Annotated in this window: 17 protein-coding genes and 1 riboswitch; of the genes, 11 read left to right on the top strand and 6 right to left on the bottom strand. The window is 35.8% G+C overall.

Features of this window, described 5'->3' with window-relative positions; genetic code table 11:
* The first annotated feature begins 13 nt into the window (after positions 1–13).
* Entirely contained in the window at positions 14–541 is a 528-nt protein-coding gene (locus ACPF9A_RS05115; protein WP_424002262.1) for an inorganic diphosphatase, read from the top strand.
* A gap of 110 nt (positions 542–651) precedes the next feature.
* A complete protein-coding gene (locus ACPF9A_RS05110; protein WP_424002260.1) occupies positions 652–3075 on the top strand; it encodes a sodium-translocating pyrophosphatase in 2424 nt (807 codons plus the stop codon).
* 62 nt (positions 3076–3137) lie between these two features.
* On the opposite strand, the gene ACPF9A_RS05105 is transcribed toward ACPF9A_RS05110, so the two are convergent.
* Positions 3138–3842: an energy transducer TonB gene (locus ACPF9A_RS05105; protein WP_424002258.1), complete on the bottom strand. Its 705-nt coding sequence runs from the start codon at positions 3840–3842 to the stop codon at positions 3138–3140.
* A 207-nt stretch (positions 3843–4049) separates the two neighbouring features.
* Between ACPF9A_RS05105 and ACPF9A_RS05100 the strand changes: the two genes are divergently transcribed.
* Entirely contained in the window at positions 4050–5078 is a 1029-nt protein-coding gene (locus ACPF9A_RS05100) for an App1 family protein (protein ID WP_424002256.1), read from the top strand.
* Between the two features lie 3 nt (positions 5079–5081).
* Here ACPF9A_RS05100 and ACPF9A_RS05095 read toward each other — a convergent pair whose 3' ends face one another.
* Genes ACPF9A_RS05095 through ACPF9A_RS05085 form a run of 3 tightly spaced genes read right to left on the bottom strand, consistent with a single transcriptional unit; the run spans position 5082 to position 7283 of the window.
* A complete protein-coding gene (locus ACPF9A_RS05095; RefSeq protein ID WP_424002254.1) occupies positions 5082–5684 on the bottom strand; it encodes an aminotransferase class IV in 603 nt (200 codons plus the stop codon).
* Positions 5668–6642, bottom strand: coding sequence for an aminodeoxychorismate synthase component I (locus tag ACPF9A_RS05090; RefSeq protein WP_424002252.1), 975 nt, complete (start codon positions 6640–6642; stop codon positions 5668–5670). The genes ACPF9A_RS05095 and ACPF9A_RS05090 overlap by 17 nt, the downstream gene beginning before the upstream one ends.
* Before the next feature lie 26 nt (positions 6643–6668).
* Positions 6669–7283, bottom strand: a complete 615-nt coding sequence (locus ACPF9A_RS05085) for a deoxynucleoside kinase (protein WP_424002250.1) — start codon at positions 7281–7283, stop codon at positions 6669–6671.
* 475 nt (positions 7284–7758) lie between these two features.
* On the opposite strand from ACPF9A_RS05085, the gene metK reads away from it, so the two are divergent.
* From metK to ACPF9A_RS05050, 7 genes are all read left to right on the top strand, one after another.
* Entirely contained in the window at positions 7759–9015 is a 1257-nt protein-coding gene (gene metK, locus ACPF9A_RS05080; protein WP_424002248.1) for a methionine adenosyltransferase, read from the top strand.
* A gap of 452 nt (positions 9016–9467) precedes the next feature.
* Complete coding sequence (locus tag ACPF9A_RS05075; RefSeq protein WP_424002246.1) at positions 9468–9665, top strand: hypothetical protein; 198 nt, start codon at positions 9468–9470, stop codon at positions 9663–9665.
* 386 nt (positions 9666–10051) lie between these two features.
* Complete coding sequence (locus ACPF9A_RS05070) at positions 10052–11995, top strand: CocE/NonD family hydrolase (protein WP_424002244.1); 1944 nt, start codon at positions 10052–10054, stop codon at positions 11993–11995.
* 236 nt (positions 11996–12231) lie between these two features.
* Positions 12232–12693 carry a hypothetical protein gene (locus tag ACPF9A_RS05065; protein ID WP_424002242.1) on the top strand — a complete coding sequence of 154 codons (462 nt, stop codon included), beginning with the start codon at positions 12232–12234 and terminating at the stop codon, positions 12691–12693.
* A 253-nt stretch (positions 12694–12946) separates the two neighbouring features.
* Positions 12947–13049, top strand: a riboswitch (SAM riboswitch).
* Between the two features lie 119 nt (positions 13050–13168).
* A complete protein-coding gene (locus ACPF9A_RS05060; protein ID WP_424002240.1) occupies positions 13169–14443 on the top strand; it encodes an O-acetylhomoserine aminocarboxypropyltransferase/cysteine synthase family protein in 1275 nt (424 codons plus the stop codon).
* A gap of 129 nt (positions 14444–14572) precedes the next feature.
* Positions 14573–17959: a bifunctional aspartate kinase/homoserine dehydrogenase I gene (thrA, locus tag ACPF9A_RS05055; RefSeq protein ID WP_424002238.1), complete on the top strand. Its 3387-nt coding sequence runs from the start codon at positions 14573–14575 to the stop codon at positions 17957–17959.
* 114 nt (positions 17960–18073) lie between these two features.
* The gene (locus ACPF9A_RS05050; RefSeq protein WP_424002236.1) at positions 18074–19246 is read left to right on the top strand and encodes a trans-sulfuration enzyme family protein; all 1173 of its coding nucleotides are present in this window, start codon (positions 18074–18076) and stop codon (positions 19244–19246) included.
* Between the two features lie 90 nt (positions 19247–19336).
* Here the strand turns inward: ACPF9A_RS05050 and ACPF9A_RS05045 are convergent, their stop codons facing one another.
* Together ACPF9A_RS05045 and ACPF9A_RS05040 are read right to left on the bottom strand one after the other, a co-directional pair.
* Positions 19337–20068: a carbonic anhydrase family protein gene (locus ACPF9A_RS05045; RefSeq protein WP_424002234.1), complete on the bottom strand. Its 732-nt coding sequence runs from the start codon at positions 20066–20068 to the stop codon at positions 19337–19339.
* A 211-nt stretch (positions 20069–20279) separates the two neighbouring features.
* Entirely contained in the window at positions 20280–20810 is a 531-nt protein-coding gene (locus ACPF9A_RS05040; protein WP_424002232.1) for a hypothetical protein, read from the bottom strand.
* An 85-nt stretch (positions 20811–20895) separates the two neighbouring features.
* On the opposite strand from ACPF9A_RS05040, the gene ACPF9A_RS05035 reads away from it, so the two are divergent.
* Positions 20896–21306 carry an RrF2 family transcriptional regulator gene (locus ACPF9A_RS05035; RefSeq protein ID WP_073247064.1) on the top strand — a complete coding sequence of 137 codons (411 nt, stop codon included), beginning with the start codon at positions 20896–20898 and terminating at the stop codon, positions 21304–21306.
* Positions 21307–21474 lie beyond the last annotated feature (168 nt).

The following is a 21474-nucleotide window of genomic DNA, read 5'->3' as shown; positions in this document are numbered from 1 at the left end:
AACAATTTTTAATATGGCAGCAGCAAAAGGCTTAACCTTTGATGTTTTAATAGAAATTCCGAAAGGAAGCAGAAACAAGTACGAATACGATTTTGATTTACATAAAATTCGTTTTGACCGTATGTTATTTTCTTCAATGATGTACCCTGGTGATTATGGATTCATACCTGAAACTTTAGCGTTGGATAAAGATCCATTAGATGTTTTAGTTATGGGTACAGAACCTACTTACCCAATGACGGTAATGGAAGTGAAGCCTATAGGTGTTTTCCACATGACGGATGAGAAAGGTCCAGATGAGAAAATTATCTGTGTTCCGGTTTCAGATCCAATTTGGAACAATAACAATGATATAAGTGATTTGAATCCGCATAGATTGAAAGAAATCGAACATTTCTTTCAGGTATATAAAGATTTAGAAGAGAAAAAAGTGGATACAGGTGGTTGGAGTAATGCTGAAAAAGCAATAGAAATCTACCACGAATGTGTCAAGCGATATGATGAGAGTGAGCACAAAGCAAAGCGCACTTTTATGATATAAATAATTTTTGACTTTATTTAAGCCACTTTTTTTAATAAAAAGTGGCTTTTTTTATTCTATTCTATTTTACTACATTAGTCGGACTAATAGAATAACTAACAACAGATTAAATGGAGTCATTGATGATTTACATGCCAATTCTTATGGCAGTACTAGGCCTAATTTATATGGGCATTAAAAGATCTTGGGTATTGAAACAACATGCCGGAGATGGGAAAATGAAAGAAATATCAGATTACATTTATGAGGGCGCCCTTGCCTTCTTAAGTGCAGAATATAGGCTTTTGGCCATATTCGTAGTAGTGGTAAGTGTTTTACTTGCAATCGTTTCTTTTGTAGTGCCAACAACACATTGGCTAATTGTAATAGCATTTATCTTCGGCGCTATATTTTCTGCCTACGCAGGTAATATAGGCATGAAAATCGCTACTAAAACCAATGTAAGGACTACACAGGCAGCACGAACAAGTTTGCCTAATGCATTGAAAATCTCTTTTGGTGGTGGTACTGTAATGGGACTTGGTGTTGCTGGTTTGGCGGTATTAGGGCTTACGATATTTTTTATCGCATTCTTTCAATTCTTTATGGGAGGTGTTTGGACATCTACTATGGATATGACAATTGTTTTAGAAACTCTTGCAGGATTTTCTTTAGGTGCTGAATCTATTGCATTGTTTGCACGTGTAGGTGGTGGTATTTATACGAAAGCAGCCGATGTAGGTGCAGATTTAGTTGGTAAAGTAGAAGCAGGTATACCAGAAGATGACCCAAGAAACCCGGCTACAATTGCTGATAATGTTGGTGATAACGTTGGTGACGTTGCAGGTATGGGAGCAGATTTGTTTGGCTCGTATGTAGCAACAGTTTTGGCGGCAATGGTTTTGGGTAACTATGTAATAAAAGATATGGGTGGCAGTATTTCTGATGACTTTGGTGGTATCGGTCCTATATTATTGCCAATGGCAATTGCAGGTGCAGGTATAATTATATCTATCATCGGTACTATGTTGGTGAAAATAAAAAGCAACGATGCTAAAGAAGCTGAGGTTATGGGAGCTTTAAATATTGGTAACTGGACATCAATAGTTTTGGTTGCAATCTCATGTTTTGGATTAGTTACGTGGATGCTACCTGAAACCATGAAAATGGAATTCTTCGGGGAAGGACTTATAGAAATATCTGCAATGCGTGTATTCTATGCTACTTTGGTAGGTTTAGTAGTAGGCGCGGTTATTTCTTCGGTAACTGAATATTATACAGGATTAGGGAAACCTCCAATATTAAAGATTGTACAGCAATCTTCGACAGGTGCAGGTACAAATATTATAGCAGGTTTAGCTACGGGAATGATTTCTACATTCCCATCAGTTTTATTGTTCGCAGGTGCTATATGGGCATCCTATGCATTTGCAGGATTTTATGGTGTGGCTTTAGCTGCATCTGCAATGATGGCTACTACAGCTATGCAATTGGCGATTGATGCCTTCGGACCAATTTCTGATAATGCAGGTGGTATTGCTGAAATGAGTGAGCAAGAACCTATCGTAAGAGAAAGAACAGATATATTAGATTCAGTGGGTAACACAACCGCAGCTACAGGTAAAGGTTTTGCTATTGCTTCAGCAGCATTAACATCTTTGGCATTATTTGCTGCCTATGTAACTTTCACGGGTATTGATGGTATCAATATATTTAAAGCTCCGGTATTGGCAATGTTATTTGTTGGTGGTATGGTGCCAGTGGTATTCTCTGCATTGGCAATGAATGCTGTTGGTAAAGCGGCGATGGAAATGGTACAGGAAGTTAGACGTCAGTTTAAAGAAATTCCTGGTATTATGGAAGGTACTGGAAAGCCAGAATATGACAAATGTGTAGCTATTTCTACACAAGCTTCTTTGAAAGAAATGATGTTGCCAGGTTTATTGACTATCGGTTTTCCTTTGGTAATCGCATTCGTTCCAATGTTATTCGGAATGAACAAATTGGCAATTGCAGAAATGTTAGGTGGTTATATGGCTGGTGTTACCGTGTCTGGTGTGTTATGGGCAATCTTCCAGAACAATGCTGGTGGCGCTTGGGATAATGCCAAGAAATCATTTGAAGCAGGGGTTGAAATTAATGGTGAAATGACGTATAAAGGTTCAGAAGCTCATAAGGCAGCTGTAACTGGTGATACGGTTGGTGATCCTTTTAAAGATACTTCAGGTCCTTCAATGAACATCTTAATTAAATTGACTTGCTTGATAGGTTTAGTAATTGCCCCAATATTAGGTGGTCATGCAGAAGATGGTTTTGCGATGGTAAATGACACAAAAGAAGTTACTATAGAAATGAATGTGGAAAGTGCAGATTTAGCGGAAGCTATTGTTACCTATTCTACTACAGTGAATGGTGCATCTGTTACTGAGGAGAAGGTTTATAAAGGAACAAAGGCTGAGGTTGAGGCGCAGCTAAAAGAGTTTGAAAAAGCTACAGTTCAAAAGAACGGGACTGCATCCGAAATAACTATAGAAAAAGTAGAGATTAATAAATAAGCACAAAGTGTTTAAAATATAAAAAAACCATCAGCAAGTCTGATGGTTTTTTGTTTTTAGAACTATTGTAGTTTGAATGTAATAGGTATGGCAAACGAAACTTTTACGGCTGAACCTCTTTGTTTTCCAGGAGTCATTTTTGGCAGTTTAGACAAAATTCTTACCGCTTCTTTTTCTAATACATCGTGCGGCCCCCTTTTTTGAATAGTGCCAATAGTGCCATCATTATTTATCATGAACGTAGTATTCACTCTACCTTGAATATTCATTTCTTGTGCTAGTTCTGGATAACGAAAGTTTTTAATAATATGTTTTTGCATCATGTCATTAAAACAAGCTCTTTTATCTTTCTCGTTCTCACAACCAGGGAATACAGGAACTTCTTCAATGGTTGACCAAATAACTTTCACCTCTTCCTCTTCTTCTACAACCTCAAAATCTGATGCGTCTACAACCTCGGTTTCAGTATTTACTTCAATAGAAATAACTTCTGTTTCTTCAGTTGGGTCATCATCTTCAATAATTTCAATTTCAGTTGGTAAAACTGGTGGTTTTGGTGGTGGTGTAACTTGAAATTGAACAATTGGTGCATCTTCTTCTATCCCGTTTTCAGGAACATTTAGCATACCTGTGTAATCAATTTCTGTTTCAAACGATTTCCATTCTAAGGCGGTGTATACCATACCTAATACTAATAATAGTCCGACTACAAAGAACATTCCGCTCTTTTTATTCAGGTCATTCTGTGGATTTTTTTTTGGTCTCATAATGTTTGAATTTTAGACTTGCATAAACAAGTAGGGTTATTATTTATTTACTTGTTTAAAACTATGGCAAACCTAAAGGCTGTAAAACGGGTAATGAGTTAACGCTGCTTTTGGGTGAGTGAAAGCACTTTAATTTTTTATTTACATTAGTAAAAGATATTTCTAGATTGATAAAATCAATAATTATTCAAATAAAAATTTTAAAGGTTGCTGAAAGACCGTAATTTTATGCCCATGGGTATTTTTAAGAAAGATAAACTTCAAATCATCAACTTTCAGTCATACGGTAGCACTAGTCGCCTGTATGTAAGAGGTAGGGCTATTGAAGATGAAAATATCGATTTAGACCAGAAAGGTATTTTTAATTTAATGCAGAATACTTGGAAACGATTTGAAACTGATGAAATAAAAAACTCCCCAGTTAAGATTACGTTTTCTAATGGTCATACGGTACAAGGTACAACCGATAATGATGGTTATTATTTAATTGATGAGCATGTAGAAGGACTCCAAAGTCTGGCAAATGAAGAGGGCTGGGTGAATTTTGAGCTGTCTTTTGCGAATACCAAATTAAATAGAGAGATATTACTTCAAAATCGTTTTCCAGGTGAAATGTTAATACCTAGTAGTAATGCCAAGTTTGGAGTAATTAGTGATATAGATGATACCATTTTACATACAGGAGTAGTGTCTTCTTTAAAATGGAAGGTAATTATTAATACCATGTTTAAAAGGGCGACCAAGCGCTTACAATTAGAAGGGGCGTCTGATTTTTACACAAAACTTCACCAAGGGAAAACGGGTAATGAAGCAAACCCAATATTTTACGTAAGTCATAGTCCGTGGAATTTATACAGATATCTTGAGCTCTTCTTAAAAACGAATAATTTCCCTAAAGGTCCAATTCTATTGCGCAGCATGGCGAGCTTTAAAATGAGGAAGAAGAGTGATGAAAAGCCGCAGAAACAGAAAGAGATATCTAACTTATTAAAATCCTATCCAGATTTAAAATTCATATTAATCGGTGATAGTGGTGAAAAAGATGGCGATATTTATCAGGAGATTTCCACACTATTTCCTGGTAGAATAAAAGCCATTTATTTACGAAGTGTAAATCACACCAAACGAATGAAGAGAATAGAAAATCTATTTGTAGATTTTAAAGATATTCCGTTCTTGATGGTCAATAAAACATCTGAAGCTATAGACCACGCCAAGAAAAACGGATTCATCTAGGCCTTAGTCCTTTTTAATGTTTTGAATAGGAATCCACCTGCTTTCATCGAAATCATTGAGGGCATTTACCAATTGAAAGCTTTCAAAATTTTGAAGGTCAGCTACTGAAATTGACTTCTCTACAATACTATTTTTAGCTAAAAGTCTGGCTCTGCAAGTGCCTTCAAGTAGTGGGGTAGAAGGCGTTATTATTTGCTTACCGTCAAAGAAAAGTATATTTGAGTAAGATGCGTCTGTTACTAATCCGTTTTTAATAATCAAAACATCATCGGCTTCACCTTTTTGTAAAAAGAGTTCGTTTAATTTTTTACGGTTGTTTTTTTTAAAGGCGTAAGAAATATTGTTGTCTCTAACTAATTTAAGGGAGGTTGGTATACTATTTTTATATTCAGAAATAGAGAATCGAGTACCATGTTGTTTGTAACCAATGCGCAACTTATATTTTAAGGAGTTGTCTAAATTAGTAAGGTGTATGCCATCGAATAACGAGTAGGTTGGTAGGGATTTAAAGTGTTGAATATAAGACCTATTGAATCTAGCTTTATGAAATTCTTCATTCTTAATTTGGCTATTTTCAATGCAAACAGATTCAAATAATGGGTACATATATTTTTTCTAAAAGTTCTTGGTATTCCTCATTCATCTCGCTCAAGTGAGTAATCCCACCGCCACTTTTGTAAAAAAGGGTGTCATTAATTTTTTCAATAAACCGTATGCTTACCGCGCTATCAATTTGGTGTCCGTCAAATACGCCAAAGATTCCCGTATAGAAACCACGTGGTTCAATTTCCGCTTTAGAAATAATTTCTAGTGTTTTCTTTTTTGGTGCCCCGCTTATAGATCCCGCCGGTAATGTTTTTAATAATAAAGAAGCGAAGTTATCTTTCCAATTCTCAGGTAGTTCTCCTTGTATTTCGGTACTGGTCTGTAGTAATTCTTGATCACCTTTTTTAATTTTATCTACGAACCTAAATTTATTGACCCTTACTTTTTTAGCGATCATAGAAAGGTCGTTGCGTATAAGGTCAACGATGGTATTATGCTCGTAGAGCTCCTTTTTATTCGCAAGCAATAATTCTTGTGCATTCGGTATGTCGCTATTTATCGTGCCTTTCATAGGATATGAGAAAATATTGCCATCCTTGATTTTTAAATAGCATTCGGGCGAAAAAACAACGAATTTATCTTTATATAAAAGCTTGTATGGCGCATGGGCTTTTTGATAAATCTCATTTAAACCTACCGCTGTTTTAACCGCTGTAGGGAAAGTAAGATTTAGCAAAAAGCTATTACCATTATTTAGTTCTTGTTTAACTGTGTTAAAGGCTTTCTCGTAAATTTCTTTAGAAACCAATGTTGGTTTTAAATCAAAATCGACACCTTCAAGATTAGTTTTAGCAAGATTTTCATCATTACCGTTGCCTTTGATATTGAAGAAGATATTTTCGTTTGCAGCTTCTTCAAACGTAAAAACCTTTTTTATTGATTTTTCAAAATCGATGATGAACAAAAACGGAATTCCATCTTGAAGAAAGCGAGTCGCTTTTTTTTCAAAATTCTCCATTGGTTTCGGGCTTTGCAAAAATGAACCTAAAATAAACCGTTAATTTGGGCATCAATTTTATTGAGAATACTACCTAAATCTTCGGGATTGTCCACAAAATCTAAATCGTCAACATCGATGATCAATAAGTTTCCTTTTTCATACCCATGAATCCAAGCTTCGTATCGTTCGTTCAATCGGCTTAAATAGTCAATTGAAATCGAGTTTTCATATTCGCGGCCTCTTTTATGAATCTGTTTTACCAGGTTAGGTATAGAGCTACGTAAGTATATAAGAAGGTCTGGCGGTTGTACCAAGCTTTCCATTAGGTCGAATAAGCTAGAGTAATTCTGAAAATCACGATTGGTCATTAAACCCATCGCGTGAAGGTTGGGCGCAAAAATATGCGCATCCTCATAAATGGTTCTATCCTGTATAATTTCTTTACCGCTTTCCTTGATCTGAAGAATTTGGCGATACCTACTGTTTAAAAAGTATATCTGAAGGTTAAAACTCCAGCGTTCCATCTGATTGTAAAAATCATCTAAATACGGGTTCTCTACTACATCTTCATAATGAGCTTCCCATTTATAATGTTTAGCAAGTAATCTAGTTAGGGTTGTTTTTCCTGCACCGATATTTCCGGCAACTGCTATGTGCATAGAATTATTTTGATTAATGGTTGTGTTGTTAATCTCATAAAATTTCGATGGTACAAGATACAAGATAACATCAGGAAGTAAAAACATATTTGTTGTATGGCATAAAAATAATTACCGAAGTCGATTCATTTATCAAGTTCGATTAAATTAAATATTCGTTTAGATGCCAGTTTTAAAAGAATGTAATAACTCTGGTGCATTATGAATACTATATTTATGCTGATAATTCAGATACGAGAATTATCGATTCATTTAATTGAGTCAATAAATAACATCATATTAAGAATTGAACAGAACATTTTTTCTATTTTTGCATCTGAATTAAAAAAGTGAGGAGGGATTTGACTGATTGCAACCTCTGTTTTAGCCTTAGGGTATAAAGCGAAAAAAATGCTAAAGCAGTTGATGTTGATACTATATCACATCACACTTCTTTTCGGCATTCATTCAAATCCTTTGAAAAAAAAAGATTGTTATGCCATATTTATTTACATCAGAATCTGTTAGTGAAGGACATCCGGACAAAGTTGCGGATCAAATCAGTGACGCGTTATTAGATAATTTTCTTGCCTTTGATCCAGAAAGTAAAGTTGCTTGCGAGACATTAGTAACAACTGGTCAAGTAGTATTAGCGGGAGAAGTTAAAAGTGATACCTATTTAGATGTACAGAACATTGCCCGTGAAGTCATCAATAAAATAGGTTATACAAAAGGAGAATACCAGTTTAGCGGAGATTCTTGCGGAGTGATATCGTTGATACATGAGCAGTCTCAAGACATTAACCAAGGTGTAGACCGTGGTTCAAAAGAAGAGCAAGGTGCAGGTGATCAAGGTATGATGTTCGGTTACGCAACTAGCGAGACCGAGAACTACATGCCGTTAGCTTTAGATATCTCCCACAAAATTCTACATACTTTGGCAGAAATGCGTCGCGAGAATAAAGAGATTTCTTATTTAAGACCAGATGCAAAAGCACAGGTTACCATAGAATATTCAGATGCCAATGAGCCAATACGTATAGATACTATTGTAGTTTCTACACAGCACGATGCTTTTGATGCAGATGATGAGAAAATGTTGGCAAAAATTAAGTCCGACATTATTTCAAAATTGATACCAAGGGTAAAGGCACAATTACCTGTAGATACTCAGAAATTGTTTGATGATCAGATCAAATATCATATAAACCCAACAGGTAAGTTCGTAATCGGTGGTCCGCATGGCGATACCGGATTAACAGGTCGTAAGATTATTGTTGATACGTATGGTGGTAAAGGAGCTCACGGTGGTGGCGCTTTTAGCGGTAAAGATCCAAGCAAGGTAGACCGTAGTGCAGCTTATGCGGCACGTCATGCAGCAAAAAATTTAGTGGCTGCAGGTGTGGCAACCGAAATTTTGGTACAAGTTAGTTATGCGATTGGTGTTGTAGAGCCAACATCTATTTATGTGGATACTTACGGTACATCTAAAGTAGGGTTGAGCGATGGTGATATTGCCAAGAAAGTTGCGCAGTTATTTGACATGAGACCTTTTGCTATTGAAGAACGTTTAAAATTAAGAAACCCGATTTATTTAGAAACCGCTGCATACGGACACATGGGTAAAACTCCCGTAACAGTTACTAAGGTTTTTGAATCGCCATATAATGGTCGCATCGAAAGGGAAGTGGAATTATTCACTTGGGAAAAATTAGATAAAGTAGCAGAGATAAAGTCAGCGTTTAATTTATAGACTTTACTGCTACTTCAACGAAGCTATTTATTTGTAATGGAGATGAATACTTTGTTGTTTACATTTTAATTTTCAACTTATTAAAGGGTGAAGTCAAGTTAATATGTTTTCTCAAATAAAATTAAGTATGTAAAAATGCCTCGTGTTTCACGGGGCATTTTTTTGTCTCAAAATTACCTCACAAGCCAATTAACACCCATTCACAACAAGTTGGCATACTTTGACCACATAAACTATTTTGTAGGAAAAGGATTATATATATTTGAAATATAATAATTAGAGAATCCCAAATCTCGCCACCTACAAAGATGAAATATATACTAGTTGTACAAACAAAAAACGGACAGAAACAAGTTCAGGTTGAAGCCCCAAAATTCAGCTTGATTATAAATCTGTTTAAAGTATTGAATCTTTGAAAACCTATTAAAGTAATAACTTAACCTACGAATGCCATGTCATTACCCCACAGTATTTCTCTAGCCATTTTGGCTTGCATAATATTACAGTCTTGCTCAAAAGAAACCGACCTAATTTCTGAGTATGTTGTTTTAGATGCCGACAAAACCGAATATCGTTCGGTGAAAATCAATCCGGATTTTCAAATTAAAAAAAATAAAGAAACAGTTGCATTGATTCCTTTTTCTGATTAAATTCCAACACACTAAACATTAACCAAATGAAAAAACAACTACTCCAAGAAACTACTGTTCAAGAATATAGAAGCGATTTTTTTACGGGCATACTCATGCTTGTTAGAAAGTTGTTCATGGTATAATCTTGTTTACAATTGCTTCATAAATGCTATCGTCTGATAGCATTTATGAAACATTTTCCCTTTCTAAATAACACTTTTTATTTTTTAAAATATATTAAGTCTGCCGAGTAATCGGTATTGCATGGTTGATAGACTATGACGTAATTTGGTAAACTTCAAATTAGGTATTCAATAAGTCAAAATTTTCCTGTGTCTACCTATCCATAAATCTCCAATATTCGAGTAAACTTTCTTAGATTTAAGACTTCAAACTCTTAAGACATGCCAAAGTTTACCATTAAACACTTTTTTACCCTAATTTTTCTTTCAACATTAATTATTTCCTGTAGAAAAACAGCACCTAAAGTAGCAGATGCTGAAGTCTCCGAAACTTATGTAGCGGATAACTACACCAAGAAAGAAGTCGATATCACTATGCGTGACGGCGTTAAATTGCACACTACGGTGTATTCGCCAAAAGACACTTCAAAAGAATACCCGATCATCATGCAACGAACTCCCTATAGTTCGCAACCATACGGAGAAGGCGAATTCAAGACGAAAATTGCTCCGAATATTCACATGATGCAAGATGGCTACATTGTAGTTTACCAAGATGTTCGTGGGCGTTGGTTAAGTGGAGGTCATTATGAGAACATGCGTGCTTTCAATCCGAATAAAAAATCAGAAAAAGATATTGACGAAAGCTCAGATACGTATGATACGATTGACTGGCTGGTAAACAATGTAGAAAACAATAATGGTAATGTGGGTATTTGGGGAATTTCATATCCTGGTTATTATTCTACGTATGCCGTTGTAGATGCACACCCAGCGTTAAAAGCAGCCTCGCCACAGGCGAGTATTGCCGATTTCTTTTTTGATGATTTTCACCATAACGGAGCCTATTTGTTGAGCTACTTTAGGGCAACATCATTATTTGGTACGCCAAGACCAGATAGTGATAAACCTATAGATACGGCATGGTATACACTGCCCGATTTACCAACGGAAGATCAGTATCAATTCTTTTTAGATGAAGGTCCGCTGAAAAATTTAGATCGCTTCTTTGAATATGAAACTACAGATACGCCACGTATGGCAAAAGAAGGGGTAACCGATGATTATTTTTGGAACGAGCTAAAGCAGCATCCTAATTATGATGAAATGTGGCAGAGCAAGGGATTAATTCAGCACTTAAAAAATGTAAAACCAACGGTAGCGACTATGGTTGTTGGGGGAGAGTTTGATGCCGAAGATTTATACGGACCATTAGAAACCTACAAGAATATTGAAAAGTACAATGCCGATAATTACAATACTTTGGTATTCGGACCGTGGGATCACGGCGGATGGGCAAGAAGAAAAGGTCAGAACATCGTAGGTAACTATTACTTTGGTGATAGTATTTCTGAGTTTTTTCAAGAGAACATAGAAACGAAATTCTTTGACCACTTCTTAAAAGGAAACGGAGATAAAAATAGCGGATTACCGGAAGCTTACGTTTTCGATACCGGTAGAAAAGATTGGAAGACTTACGATACCTGGCCACCGGCAGGTGTAGTCAAAAAAGATATGTATTTATCTCCGGATCAAGAACTGACCTTTGAGCCAAAAGCGGTTGAGGAAGTAAAGTTTATTAGTGATATTAAAAAACCAGTCCCGTATTCAGAAGATATTAAAACGGTATTTACCCCGAGAAAATACATGACAGACGATCAGCGTTTTGCTGCTCGCCGTGGCGATGTTTTGGTTTTTGAAACCGAAGTGATAGAAAATGATTTGACCCTAGCAGGTGATATTCTTGCCAAGCTAAAAGTGGCCACCACAGGTTCTGCAGCAGATTGGATTGTAAAAATCATTGACGTACATCCAGCCGATGAGCCAGCTTATGAAGGAATGCAAGACCACTTAAAAATGAGCAACTACCATTTAATGGTACGTAGCGAAGTATTGCGTGGGCGTTTTAGAAATAGCTTTGCAAACCCAGAGCCATTTGTAGCGAACCAAAAGACAGATGTAAACATAAAGCTGCAAGATGTTTTTCATACTATTAAGAAAGGGCACAAGTTACAGGTGCAAGTACAAAGCACGTGGTTTCCGTTAATAGATTTAAATCCTCAGACTTATGTAGATAATATCTTCGAGGCAGATGAATCAGATTTTAAAACCCAAACGCATACGGTATTTACAGATTCTAGTGTTGAGTTTTCTGTGTTGGAGTAGTTCTGTAGTTATTTATAATTAAAATGTAATTTCATATTTAATTTGGAGAATTTAGAAAAGGTAATTAAAAAATTTATTACAGAAAAGGTTAATTCGAAGTTGGATTTCGATTTACAAAAAGCTGCAAAGATTAAGCCTTTTTTGAAGATGAATTAACCATATTAGATAATTTAAAAGAGGTTCGTACTGAAATATGCTATTGTATATTCTTTGGTCTACATCAAGCGGCAATTACCTTGACTAACCATTTACTAGAGGATACTTTAAAAACAGGTTTACTTTATAGCGAATATGGAGTTAAGCTATCATCTAATTTAGAAGAAATGGATACATTTTATAAAGAAGGACTTGATAAATATAGTAGTTTGGATTTAAGTCGAACCATTAATAGTTCATGCAGTAAAGGCTTAATAACAAAAGCAGAAAAGAAAATTTTACACGAATTTAGAGAGCGTTTAAGAAACGGTTTTTCACATTCAGACTCTAGAAAAATATTTAAGAATATAAAAGTGCCATTTTATATGGGGACTTTTGGAAAAATAGATAAGGAACCGCTTAATTTTAAGGAATTTAGTATTTCAGATATCCCACAATTTCAAGGGCTTGCAAAATCCGAAATAGCTAAAAAACATTCATTTGACTATTTTAATTGTGTTTATGGGATATTAAAAAGAATTGAGCATAAACTAGATGCATAGGGGGATATTACTGAACTTATCTAAAATTGAGTAAAAAAAAGCTTGTTATTTGACTGATTTCATTTAAGCGGCAACATCGAAAATTAAAAAACCAATCTTATTTTAAGCAGGTATTTTATTACAGTAGTCTACCAATTCAAATACACACAGAAAACTAACAACACAACCTCAAATTATATATTTTTCTTAAAATCTTAGGTTATTAGAAACTTCTGCCCAATATTTGTAGCTCAAAGTTCACACACTTATTGAATAGTTATCAAGAAAGGTGGAGGGATTAGACCCTTTGAAACCTTAGCAACCCTTTGTTCGCACAAAGAAGGTGCTACATTCTACCCTTAGGGGATGGATAACAGTAATCGAATTTTCTTCGATATTACTTTCTTATAACTTTTTGATTTTACCTACCCGCAATTTTTGCAGGTCGAGGTTGAGCTTTTTAATTATTTAAACAATTTTTAAAAACAACAAAATCATGAGTAATTACAAATTAGCAACAAACGCATTACACGCAGGTCACGACACAACTACCAACGGTGGTACAAGAGCGGTGCCTATTTATCAGACATCATCGTATGTATTTAATAATACAGACCATGCATCAAACTTATTTTCTTTAAAAGAACTAGGGTTCATTTATACAAGATTGAATAACCCTACCAATCAAATTCTACAAGACAGATTAGCTGCAGTAGAAGGTGGTATTGGCGCAGTAGTTTTCGCATCGGGTACAGCTGCTATTTCTACAGGTTTATTGACTTTATTGAAAGCAGGCGATCACATTGTGGCATCGAGCAGTTTATACGGTGGTACCTTTAACTTATTGAACGTAACCTTACCAAGATTCGGAATCACAACAACATTCGTTGATGCATCAGATCCTGAAAATTTTGGAAAAGCTGTACAGGAGAATACAAGAGCATTTTTTGTTGAGTCTTTAGGGAATCCTAAATTAGATGTATTGGATTTAAAAGCAATTTCAAAAGAATCTAAAGCAGCGGGAGTACCATTTATAGTGGATAATACAGTGGCTACTCCGTCATTGTTAAATCCGATTGAACATGGAGCAAACTTGGTAATTCACTCGCTGACAAAATATATCGGCGGACAAGGAACTTCTTTAGGTGGAGCAATTATTGATGCAGGTACTTTTGATTGGACAAATGGAAAATTCCCGGAGTTTACAGAGCCATCTGCCGGTTACCACGGTTTGGTTTATAGTGAAGCATTAGGTGCGGCAGCATTTACCTTTAAATTAATATTAGAAGGCTTACGTGATTTCGGTGGAGCATTGAGTCCGTTTAACGCATTCCAAATTATTCAAGGTTTAGAAACTTTACCGGTACGTATAAAGCAACATAGTGCAAATGCATTAGAATTGGCTACGTGGTTAGAGGGTAAAAAAGAAGTGGAATGGGTAAATTACCCAGGGCTTAAAAGCAACAAATACAATGCGTTAGCAAAAGAATATTTACCAAAGGGACAAAGCGGCATTGTAACCTTTGGCTTAAAAGGTGGGTTCGAAGCTGCTAAAAAAGTTACCGATGCTACAAAGATATTTTCGTTGCTAGCAAATATCGGTGATACGAAGTCATTGATCATTCACCCAGCAAGTACAACACACCAACAATTAACTGCCGAGCAGCAAGATAGTGCAGGTGTAGGTCGAGATTTAATTCGTTTATCTGTTGGTTTAGAAGATATCGAAGATTTAAAAGCCGATTTAGAGCAGGCATTTGCTAGTCTTTAATTTAGTTAGCTGAGCGGAGCCGAAGCAAACGTACACTTCGGCTCCGCTCAGTGACCGATTATTCATGAATTTTATAAAGAAGGTGGCTGAGCGAAGTCGAAGCCAAGCCACAAATTGATTTTGAAATAGATGCTACATCAATTACAGATTAAACAATACAAGACCTTAAGCGGTACCTCGCAAGATATTCAATTATCGTATCAGGTATTCGGCAAAGAGTTGCATACGGCACCGATAATTTTGGTGAACCATGCTTTAACGGGTAACTCTAACGTTACTGGTAAAGATGGTTGGTGGTCTGCACTTATTGGTGAGGAAAAATGTATAGATACCCAGAAATATACCATTTTGGCATTCAACATACCGGGTAACGGTCATGATAAATTCGTGATTGAAAACTACAAAGATTTTGTAGCTGGCGATGTGGCTAGAATTTTTTTATTGGGCTTGCAACAGTTAAAAATAGACCGATTGTTTGCATTAATTGGTGGGTCTTTAGGTGGTGGTATAGCTTGGGAAATGGCAGCATTACACCCAACATTGACAGAGCATTTAATACCTGTGGCATCTGATTGGAAATCGACCGATTGGCTCATTGCCAACTGTCAAATTCAAGAGCAGTTTTTGGTAAACTCAAAACAACCTGTACACGATGCACGTATGCATGCAATGTTATGTTATAGAACTCCCGCTTCCTTCAAAGAGCGCTTCAAAAGAAGTACAAATGATGAGTTAAAGGTTTTTAATGTAGAAAGTTGGTTAATGCATCATGGCGATAAGCTGCAAGAGCGTTTTCAGTTATCTGCCTATAAATTGATGAATCAGTTATTGAAGACCATTGATGTTACTAGAGGTGGAGATGAGAATTTCATCAAACTGCAAAATAGCGATACCAACATTCATATTATTGGTGTCGATTCTGATATGTTCTTTACCGCACAAGAAAATAAAGATACGTTTAAGCAATTGGCGCAAGCGAAGAGTAACGTTACCTATGGCGAAGTACAATCATTGCACGGTCATGATGCGTTTTTGATCGAGTTCGATCAAATGGAGAAACTGCTAGGTGGTATTTTCAACACCAACGGAAATGTCAAGAAAATAAAGATTCTAAAGTTTGGAGGTAAGTCCTTGAGCAACGGAGAAGGGCTAGAGCGTGTATTAGATATTATTGCCAATAAGGTGAAGAATGATGAGAACATTGCCATTGTTTTGTCCGCAAGGGAAAAAGCTACAGACCAGTTAGAGGATATGCTGGAGAAAGCTGCAAAGGGAAAAGACTATAAGTCGGACTTTGAGGCCTTAGAAAAATATCAAAAGCATACGTACAAAAATGTAAATTTATCGGCAGAGTTTAAAGGCTTGGCGAAGTTATATGAAGGTGTTTCTTTGTTGGGCGATTACAGTGCCAAAATTAAAGATGAGGTACTAGCTTACGGAGAATTGATTTCTGCAAAATTGGTAACTAAATTATTGATAGGTAAAGGTATCAATGCCCAATTAGTGGATACTCGTGAAGTGATAAAAACCGATAACACATTTGGTGATGCCAAGGTGTTAGAGGCAGAATCAAAAGAGCAGGTATTGCTAAAGTTTGCTGAAATACCTACAGATACCGTAGCGGTAATTACGGGCTTTATTTCATCTACGTTAGATGGAGAAACAACTACTTTAGGAAGGAATGGTAGTAATTATTCCGCAGCACTATTGGCGAATTTTTTAGATGCTGAAGAATTACAGAATTATACACATGTTGACGGGATATATACTGCGAATCCTGACTATGTACCAGAGGCTAAAAAGTTAGCGAACCTGTCTTATGAAGAGGCAAATGAATTAGCGAATTTCGGCGCAACTATTTTGCATGCAAAAACGATAATTCCGCTAATTGAAAAGAACATTCCGCTGCGTATTTTAAATACGTATAATGATGATAATGAAGGAACATTAATCAGTGCAAAATCAAGCAAAGAAGGCATAAAATCGCTTTCTGTTATTGAAGATGTAGCGATGATTAATATTGAAGGTCGTGGGCTTTTAGGTAAAGTAGGTGTAGATGCCCGAATATTTAAAGCATTAGAAGCAAGTAATATTAGTGTAAGTATTATATCTCAAGGTTCTTCGGAAAGAGGAATAGGTCTTGTCGTAAAAAAGGACAAGGCTAAGAGAGCGAAATTGGCTTTAGAGAATGAATTCAGTAATGATTTCGAATCTAAAGATGTGAATATGATTACGGTAATAGATGATGTGTCTATCATATCTATTGTAGGTCAAGACTTGAGTACGTTCCATAATCCGTTTAACGCACTCATTAAAAACCAGATTGTACCATTATTATTCAATAATACGGTGTCAGGTAAGAATGTGAGTTTGGTGGTGAAGAAAGCAGATTTACACAAGGCGGTAAACGTCATGCACGGACAAGTGTTTGGTATTAGCAAAAGAATTAATATTCTTATTTTCGGACATGGAAATGTCGGAGGAACGCTGATTGATCAAATTCTGAAATCTGCCAAAACAATCAAGGATCGTAAAAAGTTAGATTTACGGGTATTTGGAATCGCGAATTCCAAGAAGATTTTGTTGAATGAAAAGGGAATTACCAAAAGCTGGAAAACGAATCTAAAACAAAAAGGAAAATCTTATGAGGTATATGATGCCTTTGATTTTGCAAAGCGCCATCATTTAGAGAACCTGATTGTTATTGATAATACGGCAAGTAAAGATTTTGTGGCGAATTATTTTGAATTTGTAGATTACGGCTTTGACATCGTGTCCTCAAATAAAATAGCTAATACATTACGATACGATTTTTATCAGTTGTTACGAGAAGAGTTGCAGAAGAATCAAAAACAATATTTGTATGAAACCAATGTAGGTGCAGGTTTGCCATTGATAGATACCATCAAGTTATTGCATTTATCCGGAGAAAATATTACTAGAATTAAAGGGGTGTTCTCAGGATCGCTGAGTTATATATTCAATACTTTTTCAGAAAGTGACCTACCATTCTCATCTATTTTAAAAGATGCAATGCAACAAGGATTTACAGAGCCGGATCCACGTGAAGATTTATCTGGGAACGATGTAGGTAGAAAGTTATTGATATTAGCACGTGAGCTAGATTTGCATAATGAGTTTGCCGATATACATATTGATAACCTTATCCCGAAGAAATTACAAGATGGCGAAGTAAGTTTCTTTTTGGAAAATTTAGTTGTGTTGGATGCCAAATTCAATGAAATTAAAAAGAATCAAAAGCCAAATCATGTATTACGATATGTAGGTGATTTACACGGAAACCTTCAAAAGGAAAAAGGAGTGTTAGATGTGAAATTGATATCCGTACCAAAAGAAAGTGCCTTGGGGCAGGTAAAAGGATCAGATTCCATCATAGAAATCTATACAGAATCTTACGGTGAGAATCCGTTAGTAATTCAAGGAGCAGGCGCAGGAGCAGCGGTTACTGCAAGAGGTGTATTTGGAGATATATTGAGAATTGCGGAGAAAGGATAAAGAAGAAGTTAGAAAATAGAATAAAGAGGTTAGACAGAAGTGTTATGGGAAACTGGATATGAATCTATTCTCTCTTTTCTTTATTCTATTTCAAGAATAGTTTAGAAGAATAAAATGAACAAGAACAACAATAAATTTGAAACGAACGCCATACGTACGCAGTTAAAGCGAACAGAGAACTTGGAACATTCCGTTCCTTTGTATTTGACATCTAGTTTTGTGTTTGAAGATGCAGAAGATATGCGTGCATCGTTTGCGGAAGAGAAAGAGCGGAATATATATTCACGATACTCGAACCCAAATTCAACTGAATTTATAGATAAAGTTTGCCAAATGGAAGGCGCAGAGAGTGGCTTTGCATTTGCATCTGGTATGGCGGCAGTCTTTTCTACTTTAGCGGCATTATTAGATAGTGGTGATCATGTACTTTCGGCAAGAAGCATATTTGGGTCAACGCATTCGTTGTTTACGAATTTCTTCCCGAAATGGAATATTGACCATAGCTATTTCAAGATAGATGCATTAGAGGAAATAGAAAGTTTAATCACTCCGAAAACAAAAATCATCTATGCAGAGACTCCGACGAATCCGGGTGTTGATGTATTAGATTTAGAGGAGCTGGGTAAGATTGCGAAAAAGAATAATTTGATTTTGGTCATCGATAACTGTTTTGCATCGCCTTATTTACAGCAGCCGATAAAATTCGGTGCAGATTTAGTTATTCATTCAGGTACAAAGTTGATGGATGGTCAAGGTAGAGTATTGGCAGGTATTACGGTGGGTAGTGCAGAATTGATGGACAAGGTGTATCGTTTTTCAAGAATTACAGGTCCCGCTTTATCACCGTTTAATGCATGGGTGTTATCAAAAAGTTTAGAGACATTGGCCATACGAGTAGATAGACATTGTGAAAATGCTTTGAAATTGGCGGAGTATCTAGAAGCTCATGAAAATATAAACTGGGTAAAATATCCGTTCTTAAAATCGCATCCGAAATACGAGATAGCCATTAAGCAAATGAAAGCGGGTGGTTGTGTAGTAGCTTTTGAGGTAAAAGGAGGACTGGATGCAGGTAGAGAGTTTTTCGATTCCATAAAATTGTTGTCCCTGTCAGCTAATTTAGGAGATTCAAGAACAATAGTAACGCACCCGGCATCAACAACACATAGTAAGTTGAGTATAGAAGAGCGTGCAGCAGTGGGTATATCTGACGGAATGGTACGAATATCGGTAGGTTTAGAGCATATCGATGATATTATTGCAGATATTAATCAGGCACTGGGATAGTATAAGGACAGACTATTTTGGTACGTATTGATAAAAATAAAAATAGCCCTTTCTGCAGAGAAAGGGCTATTTCATTTATAATTTTATGTTTTAAAGAAAATTCACTACTCCGGTATCCATGTCATAAACGGCACCTCTAATATCTATTTCGCCTTTGTTCATCATTTCGTTAAGTATAGGGCTATCCGTTTTTATTTTATCGATAGCTACTCGAACATTATTTTCACTTACCTCATGTACTAGAAGTCTATTTTTAGAAGTTCTAGGACCTTCTGATTTAGTTGACATTTTTACAGCTGGTTCTATGTTTTTCAACATATTGGTAATATGACCTAACTCTGCGCCATCTATTGCAGCATGAATTGCTCCACAATTTTCATGACCTAAAACGAGTATTAGTTTTGCACCCGCCACTTTGGTCGCAAATTCCATACTACCAAGAATATCATCGTTAATAAAATTTCCTGCCACACGAGCAACGAAAATATCCCCAATTCCTTTGTCAAAAACATCTTCTACAGGTACTCTACTGTCAACACATGAAAGAACTATTGCTTTTGGATATTGAGATTCTGCACTTTCTCTTATTTGCATAGAATGGTCTCTAGCGGTGAGGTCGCTCATTACAAATCTTTCATTTCCTGCTGATAAAATATTAAATACATCTAAAGGTGTTAATGCTGCCTGTTCCTCTGCAGAAAGTACAGATTCTACTAAAATTTTACTCTTATCTATCTCAATTGTTTCGCTTTCAGATTGTTGCGAGGTCATGGTAGTTGAAAATGCGAGTAAGCTAACAAGTAATACTAAATTTTGTCTCATAATCATCGTTATTTAATTCTTTGCAAATGTAAATAGCAAAATCCAAAATGAAACTATTACTACTCACAAATAATAGTTAAAGTATTAATATATAATAGTAATACTATCAATTTTATTAATTAATTATTTATGTAGCTAGATTTGAACTTCTGATACAAACAAAAAATGCCCGGTATATACCGGGCATTTTTTGTTTGTATAAACAGTATTTCTATTTACTTAACGTCATTGTATAAGTAGCACTAACAGAAGTAGTACCTCCAAAAACCTCAACAGTATCATTTAAATCGTATTTAAGATCCATTTTAGAATCTGTAAGCTCTGTAATGGTCAATCCGATTTCTTCTCCGTCAGCAGAAACAAAATATAAAGTACTGCCATCTAATCTCCATTTGTCAGACTGAAAAAAATCATCGCCTTCTATTTCTTCAGATTGAGACTCGCCCATAAAGGTTGTAGTTAATATAGTCGTGTATGAACCTTCGCTAGTAACATTCTGTGGGTCTTCAGAAAAAGTGACTACGGTGTCAAAATCTTTTCCAACAGAAGAGAAAGTGGTTTCTATAGCATTTCCGTCAAAATCGGTATTCGATTTTCCGTCTTTAGTTTGAAGCGCGGTTAAATTCCATGTGCCTATGATTTCACTTTCGTTAGCATTTGAAACAGCATCTTCATCATTTGAACAAGATGTGAAGACTAATGATGATAGTGCGATAATCGATAATAAGAATACTTTTTTCATAATTAATTTAATGGTTGAAACTGTATAACGATGTTTTGTTGGTTCAAGTATTTAGCACATATTTTTATTTGGCTATCTTAGCATCATGCTCTCGAAAAAGACAAAATATGGTTTAAAGGCACTGGCGTATTTAGCGGCACAACCCGATAAAAAACCCGTTCAAATTTCAGAAATTGCTGAAAAAGAGAACATCTCTCAGAAATTCTTGGAGAGTATATTATTGAGTTTAAGAAAAACAGGATTCTTAGGTTCAAAAAAAGGCAAAGGTGGGGGTTATTATTTAATAAAATCTCCCGAAGAAATATCTATGACCGATATAATGAGGGTTTTAGAAGGACCAATTGCTATGGTGCCTTGTGTAAGTCTTAATTTCTACGAAACCTGCGATGACTGTCCCGATGAAAATACCTGTTCAGTTCATAAGCTAATGCTGCAGGTACGTGATAGTGCTTTAGATGTTTATCGAAATAATACACTAAAGGATATCATCTCGTAAAATCTCCATTTTTAATTTATTTTTAGCTCAAACCTGTACTCACTACAATTTATTTATTTGACCTTAAGAATGATTAAATTTTTCTATAGTCCGTTCGAGCGCAGTCAAGAACTATTACCAGTAAAAAATAGGTTTTGATAGTACTTTTTCTTTAAAGACGGTATGTTT

The sequence above is a fragment of the Maribacter sp. IgM3_T14_3 genome (assembly GCF_049603095.1).
Classification (GTDB): Bacteria; Bacteroidota; Bacteroidia; order Flavobacteriales; family Flavobacteriaceae; genus Maribacter.
The sequence above is the reverse complement of the archived record's forward strand: the minus strand, read 5'-3'. Positions and strand labels throughout refer to the sequence as shown.

Excerpts from the sequence above, each read along its gene's own strand:
- ACPF9A_RS05085 (WP_424002250.1), bottom strand. The coding sequence starts at position 7,283 with ATGCACATAGCAGTTGCCGGAAATATCGGTGCAGGAAAAACAACCCTA.
- ACPF9A_RS05110 (WP_424002260.1), top strand. The coding sequence starts at position 652 with ATGGAGTCATTGATGATTTACATGCCAATTCTTATGGCAGTACTAGGC.
- ACPF9A_RS05035 (WP_073247064.1), top strand. The coding sequence starts at position 20,896 with ATGCTCTCGAAAAAGACAAAATATGGTTTAAAGGCACTGGCGTATTTA.
- ACPF9A_RS05075 (WP_424002246.1), top strand. The coding sequence starts at position 9,468 with ATGTCATTACCCCACAGTATTTCTCTAGCCATTTTGGCTTGCATAATA.
- ACPF9A_RS05105 (WP_424002258.1), bottom strand. The coding sequence starts at position 3,842 with ATGAGACCAAAAAAAAATCCACAGAATGACCTGAATAAAAAGAGCGGA.
- thrA (WP_424002238.1), top strand. The coding sequence starts at position 14,573 with ATGCTACATCAATTACAGATTAAACAATACAAGACCTTAAGCGGTACC.
- ACPF9A_RS05090 (WP_424002252.1), bottom strand. The coding sequence starts at position 6,642 with ATGGAGAATTTTGAAAAAAAAGCGACTCGCTTTCTTCAAGATGGAATT.
- ACPF9A_RS05045 (WP_424002234.1), bottom strand. The coding sequence starts at position 20,068 with ATGAGACAAAATTTAGTATTACTTGTTAGCTTACTCGCATTTTCAACT.
- ACPF9A_RS05095 (WP_424002254.1), bottom strand. The coding sequence starts at position 5,684 with ATGTACCCATTATTTGAATCTGTTTGCATTGAAAATAGCCAAATTAAG.
- ACPF9A_RS05115 (WP_424002262.1), top strand. The coding sequence starts at position 14 with ATGGCAGCAGCAAAAGGCTTAACCTTTGATGTTTTAATAGAAATTCCG.
- ACPF9A_RS05050 (WP_424002236.1), top strand. The coding sequence starts at position 18,074 with ATGAACAAGAACAACAATAAATTTGAAACGAACGCCATACGTACGCAG.
- ACPF9A_RS05070 (WP_424002244.1), top strand. The coding sequence starts at position 10,052 with ATGCCAAAGTTTACCATTAAACACTTTTTTACCCTAATTTTTCTTTCA.
- metK (WP_424002248.1), top strand. The coding sequence starts at position 7,759 with ATGCCATATTTATTTACATCAGAATCTGTTAGTGAAGGACATCCGGAC.
- ACPF9A_RS05060 (WP_424002240.1), top strand. The coding sequence starts at position 13,169 with ATGAGTAATTACAAATTAGCAACAAACGCATTACACGCAGGTCACGAC.
- ACPF9A_RS05040 (WP_424002232.1), bottom strand. The coding sequence starts at position 20,810 with ATGAAAAAAGTATTCTTATTATCGATTATCGCACTATCATCATTAGTC.